The 8,569-nt window shown below is 70.4% G+C and carries 9 protein-coding genes; 2 read left to right on the plus strand and 7 right to left on the minus strand.

The genetic code is table 11. From position 1 onward, the window contains the following. Positions 1-3 precede the first annotated feature (3 nt). The 7 genes from KBI44_12005 to KBI44_12035 all read right to left on the minus strand — a co-directional run bounded on the left by KBI44_12005 (position 4) and on the right by KBI44_12035 (position 4,471). Positions 4-756 (minus strand): SDR family NAD(P)-dependent oxidoreductase, encoded by a 753-nt coding sequence (locus KBI44_12005; GenBank protein MBP9145199.1) that lies wholly within the window; start codon positions 754-756, stop codon positions 4-6. Between the two features lie 64 nt (positions 757-820). Beyond that, positions 821-1,513 (minus strand): endonuclease III, encoded by a 693-nt coding sequence (gene nth / locus KBI44_12010; protein ID MBP9145200.1) that lies wholly within the window; start codon positions 1,511-1,513, stop codon positions 821-823. Between the two features lie 2 nt (positions 1,514-1,515). Beyond that, on the minus strand, positions 1,516-1,860 hold the full coding sequence (locus KBI44_12015; protein MBP9145201.1) for a phage holin family protein: 345 nt from the start codon (positions 1,858-1,860) through the stop codon (positions 1,516-1,518). Further along, entirely contained in the window at positions 1,857-2,270 is a 414-nt protein-coding gene (locus tag KBI44_12020; protein MBP9145202.1) for an NUDIX hydrolase, read from the minus strand. The genes KBI44_12015 and KBI44_12020 overlap by 4 nt, the downstream gene beginning before the upstream one ends. A 56-nt stretch (positions 2,271-2,326) precedes the next feature. After that, positions 2,327-2,950 carry a pyridoxamine 5'-phosphate oxidase gene (pdxH, locus tag KBI44_12025; protein ID MBP9145203.1) on the minus strand — a complete coding sequence of 208 codons (624 nt, stop codon included), beginning with the start codon at positions 2,948-2,950 and terminating at the stop codon, positions 2,327-2,329. After that, positions 2,950-3,537 (minus strand): YqgE/AlgH family protein, encoded by a 588-nt coding sequence (locus KBI44_12030; protein ID MBP9145204.1) that lies wholly within the window; start codon positions 3,535-3,537, stop codon positions 2,950-2,952. The genes pdxH and KBI44_12030 overlap by 1 nt, the downstream gene beginning before the upstream one ends. Positions 3,538-3,583: 46 nt before the next feature. Beyond that, positions 3,584-4,471: a zf-TFIIB domain-containing protein gene (locus KBI44_12035; protein MBP9145205.1), complete on the minus strand. Its 888-nt coding sequence runs from the start codon at positions 4,469-4,471 to the stop codon at positions 3,584-3,586. Between the two features lie 237 nt (positions 4,472-4,708). Here KBI44_12035 and acnA point away from each other — a divergent pair, with 237 nt between their 5' ends. Together acnA and KBI44_12045 are read left to right on the plus strand one after the other, a co-directional pair. Further along, positions 4,709-7,507 carry an aconitate hydratase AcnA gene (gene acnA / locus KBI44_12040; protein MBP9145206.1) on the plus strand — a complete coding sequence of 933 codons (2,799 nt, stop codon included), beginning with the start codon at positions 4,709-4,711 and terminating at the stop codon, positions 7,505-7,507. Between the two features lie 71 nt (positions 7,508-7,578). Next, the coding region (locus KBI44_12045; protein MBP9145207.1) for an NAD-dependent epimerase/dehydratase family protein at positions 7,579-8,569 on the plus strand (991 nt) is incomplete at its 3' end.

Genomic DNA, 8,569 nt, shown 5'->3' on the forward strand with positions numbered 1-8,569 from the left:
GCGTCATTCCTTCGGCCGCCGGTGGATGAGCATGGTCGTCGCCTGGTCGCGCGGGCGGATGACGATCTCGTCGATGTCGACGTGCGACGGCCGGGTCGCCACCCAGCGCACCGCCTCGGCGATGTCCTCGGCGCAGAGCGGCGTCATCCCTTCGTAGACCTTCTTCGCGCGCTCCCGGTCGCCCTCGAAGCGCACCAGCGCGAACTCGGTCTCGGCGAGCCCCGGCAGGATCTCGGTCACCCGCACCGGCTGGCCGAGGAGCTCGAGACGCAGCGTCCGGGTGAGAGCGTGCAGGGCGTGCTTCGAGGCGGCATAGCCGCCGCCGCCGGGATAGGTCTCGACGCCGGCGATCGAGCCGAGGTTGACGATCAGGCCGTCGCCAGAGGCGACGAGCTGCGGCAGGAGGGTGCGCGTCATGCGCAGCACGCCGAGAACGTTGAGCTCGAACATGGCGCGCCACTTGTCATCGACCGAGGCGGCGAGACTCTCGGCGCCGAAGGCGTTGCCGGCGTTGTTCACCAGCACGTCGACCCTGTCGAGCGTGCCGCAGAACGCCGCGACGCTCGCCTCATCCGTGACGTCGAGCGCCTGGTAGCGCGCCCCCAGCGGCTCGGCGATCGCCGCCAACCGCTCCACCCGCCGCGCCCCGAGCACGACCGAAAACCCCTCGCCCGCCAGCGCCCGCGCCGTCGCCGCTCCGAAGCCCGAGCTCGCCCCCGTCACCACCGCCACGCGACCCGTATTCACGCTGTTCATCGGCATGGAAGTGTACCCGATGGCCGGCGCAGCCAGGGTGAACTGTCTCGCTCGATGCTCTCGGCTAAGGCGCTGCCGACGGGCAGAGGTCGGCGAGGAAGCAGTTGGCGCAGAGAGGTTTGCGGGCGTTGCAGATCTTCCTGCCGTGGTCGATGAGGAGGTGGGAGAGGAGGGTCCAGTCGGGGCGCGGGAAGAGGGGGATCAGGTCCTGTTCGATCTTCACCGGGTCGGTGGCGCGGGTGAGGCCGAGGCGGCCGGCGAGGCGGCCGACGTGGGTGTCGACGACGACGCCTTCGTTCATGCCGAAGGCGTTGCCGAGGACGACGTTGGCGGTCTTCCGGCCGACGCCGGGGAGCTGCACCAGCTCGGCCATCGTGCGCGGCACCTCGCCGCCGTGGCGCTCGATAAGGGCTCGGCCGAGGCCCTGCAGCGACTTCGCCTTGTTGCGGAAGAAGCCGGTGGATTGAATCAGCCCTTCGAGCTCCCCGGTGGAGATCTCCGCGTAGTGCGCGGGCGTCGGACAGGCCGCGAAGAGCGCCGGAGTGACCATGTTGACCCGCACGTCGGTGCACTGCGCCGAGAGGACCGTGGCGACGACGAGCTCGAGTGCGTTGCGGTGGTCGAGGGCGCAATGCGCTTCCGGATACGCGGTCTTGAGCCGCGCCAGGATCTCCCCGGCCCGCGCCGCGCGCTCCGCGGCCGACTCGCGCGGGCGCTTCGCGCGCGGGCCCGCGCTCGCCTTCGCTTTCTGAACCAGGACTAGTCCTTGTCGAACAGCGCCCGCAGGAGCATGTTGTAGATCGCGAGGAAGAGGCCGCCCGCCATCGCCCAGAGGAAGCTGTCGACGCGGAAGCCGGCGAGGAAGAAATCGACCAGCCAGACCATCAGGCCGTTGATCACCAGGAAGAAGAGGCCCAGCGTCACGACGACGAACGGCAGCGACAGGAGCGTCACGATCGGTTTGACCAGCAGGTTCACCGCCCCGAGGACGAAGCCAGCGAGCAGCAGATAGAGCAGGCCGCCGTCGTAGTGGATGCCGGGCAGCAGCTTCGATGCGGCCCAGAGACCCAGGCCGTTCAGCACGATGCGGACGAGAAGGCTCATTCTGAGGCTCCTTCGGAAGGGGGAGGTTCCGCCTGGCGTTCGCGCGCGATACGCCAGGCCTGTTCGGCAACCCTGCGGTCGTTGGCGTGCGAGAGTCGGGAGATCGCCTCCTGCCAGGTGAACCAGCGCGCGGTCACCACCTCGCGCGGCTCGAAGTCGGCCTCGCTGCCGCTCTCGTAGGTGAGCAGGAAATAGTCGACATGCTTGCGGATCCGGTGGACGCCGCGCTCGACGAAGGTGTAGTCGACGCCGGAAAGGGCCGCGACGATCGAGCCGGTGACGCCGGTCTCCTCGCGCACCTCGCGCACCGCCGCCTCCGCCGGCAGCTCGCCGGCCTCGAGATGACCCTTCGGCAGCTGCCAGCGGCGGCCGCCGGCGGTCGCGATCAGCAGGACCTCGTCGCCGCGCATCACCAGTCCGCCGGCGGAGTGCTGCTCGCTCGCGACCGTCGAGGGGGAGGAAGGCTTCACGGGCTCAACCGATCGCACCGCCAGACCCCCTCCTCGAGGAGGAAGCGGCGGCGCTCGTGGAGTCGGCTCTTCTTGCCCTGCCAGAACTCGATCGCCCCCGGCCGCAGGAGATAGCCCCCCCAGTGCGGGGGGCGCGGGATCGACCGGCCGAAGTAGCGCGACTCGGTTGCGATCACCTTGCGCAGCAGCGCGAAACGCGAATGGAGCGGCTGACTCTGCGCCGATGCCCAGGCGCCGAGCTGCGAGCCGCGCGGTCGGGTGAGGAAATAGGCGTCGGACTCGGCGGCGGAGAGGCGCTCGATCGCCCCCTCGGCGCGCACCTGCATCTCGAGCCAGGCCCAGTGCCAGCAGAGCGCGGCGCGCGGATTCTCTTCGAGCTCGCGCCCCTTGCGGCTCTCGTAATTGGAATAGAACAGGAATCCGCGCTCGTCGACCCCCTTGAGCAGCACCATCCGGGCGCTCGGCGCGCCCGAAGCATCGGCCGTGGCGAGCGTCATGGCGGTCGGATCGGTCGGCGCATCCTGGGAGATCCGCGCGAAGAGGGCTTGGAATTCGGCGATTGGATCCAGGAGATCCAGCGAATCGTCGCCGGCGCGTCCGTCGTGGGGCGGCGTGGCCATCAGTTCGCCGGGCTCTCCGGTTCGTTTGCGGTCCAGGCCGGCAGCGTCGAAGGGTCGACCCCGACCGAGGCGACCGCCGCCTCCCAGACCGCCTCCGTCGTGTCGCCGAAGACGAGGTCGGGATCGACCGGCGCGACCAGCCAGTCGTTGCGCAGGATCTCGCTCACCAGCTGTCCGTTGCCCCAGCCGGCATAACCCAGAAAGAGGCGGAAGCGGTAGGGCGGCCGTCCGGCGAGCGTCGCGAGCTCGCCGATGTGCTGCGTCAGGTGGATGCCCGGATAGACCTCGGTCGCCGCCTCGAGGGGCGGCAGTTCGTCTCCCGCGCCGGAGTAGAGGACGGTGCCCACCTGCGGCTGCACCGGCCCGCCGAACTGCGCCAGCTCGTCGACGTCCCCTCCCCAGGGGAGCTTCAAGTCGGTGAGGATCTCGGCCACCTTGAGCTCGGTCCGGCGATTGACGATGAAGCCGAAGCTCCCTTCGTCCTCATGGGCGAGCAGCAGGATGACGCTCTTGCGGAAGAACGGATCGGCCACCTGGGGCATGGCGAGGAGCAGCAGCGGCGGGACAAGAGCGGACGGCGACGGCACCCGGAGATTCTATCCGCTCCCGGGCCGGCATTCCCGGCGCGGCGCTTCAGCGCAGACGCCCGGCGCCGAGCACGAAATCGACGAGGCTGCCGAGCATGTCGAGCCAGTGCCTCTCCGGACTCTGTTCCACCTCCAGGTCCTGGAGCTCCTTCTTCGCCCTCGCCGCGCGCCGCTCGGCCTCGCGACGTTCCTCGGCGAGGCGTGCTTCGCTCCTTCCGAGGCCCCCGGCCCGGATCCAGGCGAGGACGCCGTCGAGCTCCGCGGCATCGAACCAGAGCCCGTCCGTGCCGCAGACGTCGATCACGATGCCGGAGGCGCCGGCGAAGTTCCGCCGGATCATGAGCTTTTGGCAGACTGGACAGGGGCGGTAGGCGACCGGCGCCGCCGTGCGCGCCGCGCCCGGCGGCACCGCGCTGACCGGTGCCTGAGGCCGGGCGAGCGATTCCGCGACGACTTCACGCCGGGCGCGCTGTTGCAGCGATTCGAAGGTCGTGTGCCCGAGCCAGATGCCGGCGCAGCTGCCGCATTCGAGCATCGCCAGGGCGGTGGCGGCGTCCGGGATCCGCCGGCTGGAGAGCGGGCGCGCCGGCCTGCAGGAGGGGCAGGAGAACTCGGTACGCTCTCCGACCACCCCCTCGGGCGCGATCTCGCTGCCGCAGGCGTGGCAGAAACGCTGGCGGTCGCCGATCCGCGAAGCGCAGACCGGACAGATCGTGTTGCGCGCCCCCTCCCCGAGGGCAAACGGCGCGGCGCAGAAGGTGCAGTTCACCGCGCCGGCCGCCCGGGGCGCGCCGCACGCGGCGCAGCGCACGACCGGCGCCTCCTGCGGCGCGCTCGCGGGCACTTCGAGCAGGGCGCCACACAGGCAATGAAAGCGTTCCCCCGGCGCGAGCTCGCCGGCGTCGAACTGCTTGCAGCAGCTCCCGCAGCGCACCAGTCGGCGGTACTTCGTCTGCGGTTTCGCGGCCTTCTGCGGGCGGCCGGGCCGGCCGGGTCCTTCGGGAGGGGCGGGAGGGGCGGGAGGCGCGGGGCGCCCGGGGCGTTTGGGACGGTCGGCTGGCGGTGCGGGGGAATCGGACATGGGCGCTCGCAGGGAGAGTCTAACCGCGAGCGTGCGATATCGTTCACCGGCAGCTTGCAAGTCCGCCGCTTCGGGAAGGGAGCCCACCCCATGCAAGACAGTTTCGGTAGCCACGGTACCCTCGCAGTCGGGGGAGAGAGCCTGAAAATCGCCCGCCTCGCCGCCCTCGAAAAGCGCGGCTACGACCTTTCCCGCCTGCCCTACGCGCTCAAGATCCTGCTCGAAAACCTCCTGCGGCGCGAGGACGGCAAGGTCGTCTCGGCCGACGAGATCGACTTTCTCTGCGGCTGGGATCCGGCGGCCGCGCCGTCGCGCGAGATCGCCTTCATGCCCGGGCGCGTCCTGCTCCAGGATTTCACCGGCGTCCCCGCTGTGGTGGACTTGGCCGCGATGCGCGATGCAATGGCGGCGATGGGTGGTGATCCCAATCGCATCAACCCGCTGCAGCCGGTCGAGCTGGTTATCGACCACTCGGTGCAGGTGGACGAGTACGGCAGCGAGGCGGCGCTCCTCCTCAACAGCCGGAAGGAGTTCGAGCGCAACCACGAGCGTTACCTCTTCCTGCGCTGGGGGCAGAAGGCGTTCCGCAATTTCCGCGTCGTGCCGCCGGCGACCGGCATCGTGCATCAGGTGAATCTCGAGTACCTGGCGCGGGTCGTCATGCAGGAGGATGGCTGGGCGTACCCCGACACCCTCGTCGGCACCGACTCGCACACGACGATGATCAACGGCCTGGGGGTGCTGGGCTGGGGCGTCGGCGGTATCGAGGCCGAGGCGGCGATGCTCGGCCAGCCGGTCTCGATGCTGATTCCCCAGGTCGTCGGCTTCCGTCTCACCGGGCGGCTGCCGGAGGGGGCGACCGCGACCGACCTCGTGCTCACGGTGACCCAGATGCTGCGCAAGAAGGGGGTCGTCGGCAAGTTCGTCGAGTTCTTCGGCCCCGGCCTCGAGAATCTCCGGCTCGCCGACCGCGCGACGATCGCCAACATGGCTCCCGAGTACGGCGCGACCTGCGGCCTGTTCCCCGTCGACGCCGTGGCGATCGACTATCTGCGCTTCAGCGGCCGCTCGGAGGCCGCCGTGGCGCTCGCCGAGGCCTACATGAAGGAACAGGGCCTCTTCCATACCGCCGCGACGCCGGAAGCGGTCTACACCGACACCCTGGCGCTCGACCTCGGCACGGTCGAGCCCTCGCTCGCCGGGCCCCGGCGCCCGCAGGACCGCGTGGCGCTGCGCGATGTCAAGCCGAGCTTCCTCAAGGAGCTGCCGTCGCTCATGTCCGGCCGGGCGGTGGCGAAGACAGCGCGCGCCGAGACCGTCGGCCGGTGGGAGGGCGAAGGCGGCAATCCGGATCCCGCCGCGCTCGCCGAAGAGGCTCCCGCCGAGATCGAGACCACCTGGAACGGCGAGGTCTGCCGGTTGCGTCACGGCTCGGTGGTCATCGCGGCGATCACCTCCTGCACCAACACCTCGAACCCTTCGGTGATGCTCGCCGCGGGCCTCGTGGCGAAGAAGGCGGTCGAGAAGGGGCTGCGGACCCGGCCGTGGGTGAAGTCGAGTCTCGCGCCCGGCTCCAAGGTGGTCACCGACTACCTGCGCGAGGCCGGCCTCGACGTCTATCTCGACACCCTCAAGTTCAACACCGTCGGCTACGGTTGCACGACCTGCATCGGCAACAGCGGCCCGCTGCCGCCGCCGATCGTCGAGGTGATCCAGGAGCACGATCTGGTCGCCGTCGCTGTGCTGTCGGGCAATCGGAACTTCGAGGGCCGGATCAGTCCGGACGTGCGCGCCAACTATCTCGCCTCGCCGCCGCTCGTCGTCGCCTACGCACTCGCCGGGCGGATCGACATCGATCTCGCGACCGAACCGCTGGGCACCGGCAGCGACGGTCAGCCGGTCTACCTGCGCGACGTCTGGCCGAGCCAGGCGGAGATCGAGCAGGCGGTCGCGACGGCGGTGAAGTCGGAGATGTTCGTCCACCAGTACGCCGACGTTTTCGCCGGCGACGAAGCCTGGAGCACGCTCGCCGTGCCGGAAGGCGAGACCTTCGCCTGGCAGGGCGACTCGACCTACGTCAGGAAGCCCCCTTACTTCGAAGGCATGACCCTCGACCCGGCGCCGGTGACCGACATCTCCGGTGCGCGCTGCCTCGCGGTGCTCGGCGATTCGATCACCACCGACCACATCTCGCCGGCCGGCTCCATCAAGAAGGACAGCCCGGCCGGCAGGTACCTCGAGGAGCACGGCTGCGGCCCGGCCGACTTCAACTCCTACGGCTCCCGGCGCGGCAATCACGAGGTGATGGTGCGCGGCACCTTCGCCAATGTGCGCATCCGCAACCGGATGACGCCCGACATCGAGGGCGGCGCCACGGTCCATCTGCCCGAGGCCACGCCGATGTCGATCTACGATGCCGCCGCGCGCTACGCGTCGGAAGGTGTGCCGCTGGTCGTCCTCGCCGGCAAGGAGTACGGCTCCGGCTCGTCGCGCGACTGGGCGGCGAAGGGGCCGGCGCTCCAGGGCGTGCGCGCCGTCATCGCCGAGTCGTACGAACGCATCCATCGCTCGAACCTGATCGGCATGGGGATCGTGCCGCTCGAGTTTCCGGCGGGCGAGAGCGCTGCGAGCCTCGGGCTCACCGGCTTCGAGACCTTCGCGATCCGCGGCCTTCAGGCGGCGCTCGCGAGCGGCTTCACGGTCGGGCTCGAGGTCGAAGTGGAGGCCCTTCGTCCGGCGACCCCTGCGGCCCCGGGTACCCCGGAGACGCTGGTGCCCAGCGCCATCCACTTTGCCGCCCGCGTGCGCCTCGACACGCCGCAGGAGGTCGAGTATTACCGGCACGGTGGCATCCTGCAGTACGTTCTCAGGCAATTGCTCGCGACTTGAGCCGATGTCGAGCCCGATGTCGAGCCGATGCCGCGCCCCGCTGAAGGCGCGGGAGGGGAGATAGGGGCGGGATGCGCCTGTTCCTGACCGGCGCCACCGGCTACATCGGCACCGCCCTCTGCCTGCGGCTGCGCGCCGAGGGGCACGAAGTGCGGGCGCTGGTGCGCGCTACCAGCGCCCGCAAGACGCTCGAGCTCCTGAACGAGATCGGCGTCGCCACCTTCGCCGGCGACCTCCGCGACCGGTATTCGATGCGCGAAGGGATGTCGGGGGCGGACTGGGTCATCCATGCCGCCGCCGAGCTCGACCTTCAGGCGTCGGACGAAGGCATGGCCGCGGCGAACGTCGAGGGCTCCGAGAACGTCGCCTCGCTCGCCTCGAAGCTCGGTGTCCCCCGGTTTCTCTCGATCTCGTCGATGGCCGCCTGGGGCGGCAGCCCCGCCGATGGGACTCCTGCGAACGAAGCGTCGCCTCCCCAGCTGCCGTTGCCGACGCGCTACTGCGCCACGAAGGCGGCCGGCGAAGCGCGGGTGCAGCAGTGGGCGCGGCAGGGCCTCAAGGTCAACACCGTCTTCCCCAGCCTGGTCTACGGCCCGCCGGGCAAGAAGCAGGGCGCGAACACGCTCCTCAGGGCGCTCCTGCTCGGCCGCTTCCCGGCGCTCATCGCGCCGGAAAAGAAGACCAGCTGGGTCTTCCTCGACGATCTGGTCGACGGCATCGTGCGGGTCATGGACCAGGCGCCGCCCGGCCGCGGCTATCTCATGGCCGGCGAGGCCTGGACGGTGCGCGAGCTCGCCCACCGGGTCGCCGCGTTCGCGGGAACGAATCCGCCGAAGCGCGAGCTCTCGGTCCGCACCGCGCGTCTCCTCTTCCGCCTCGCCGGCCCGTTCCTCAAGCTCGCCGGCCGGCCGCTGCCGATCCCGCTCGAGCAGCTGGCGTCGCTCGACCGCCACTGGAACTTCGACGACACCCGCGCCCGCACCGAGCTCGGCTGGCACCCGCGCGGCCTCGAAGAGGGCCTCGCCATCACCCTCGACTACCTGCGCAAGCAGGAGGCGGCGA

The sequence above is a fragment of the Thermoanaerobaculia bacterium genome (assembly GCA_018057705.1).
GTDB lineage: Bacteria > Acidobacteriota > Thermoanaerobaculia > Multivoradales > JAGPDF01 > JAGPDF01.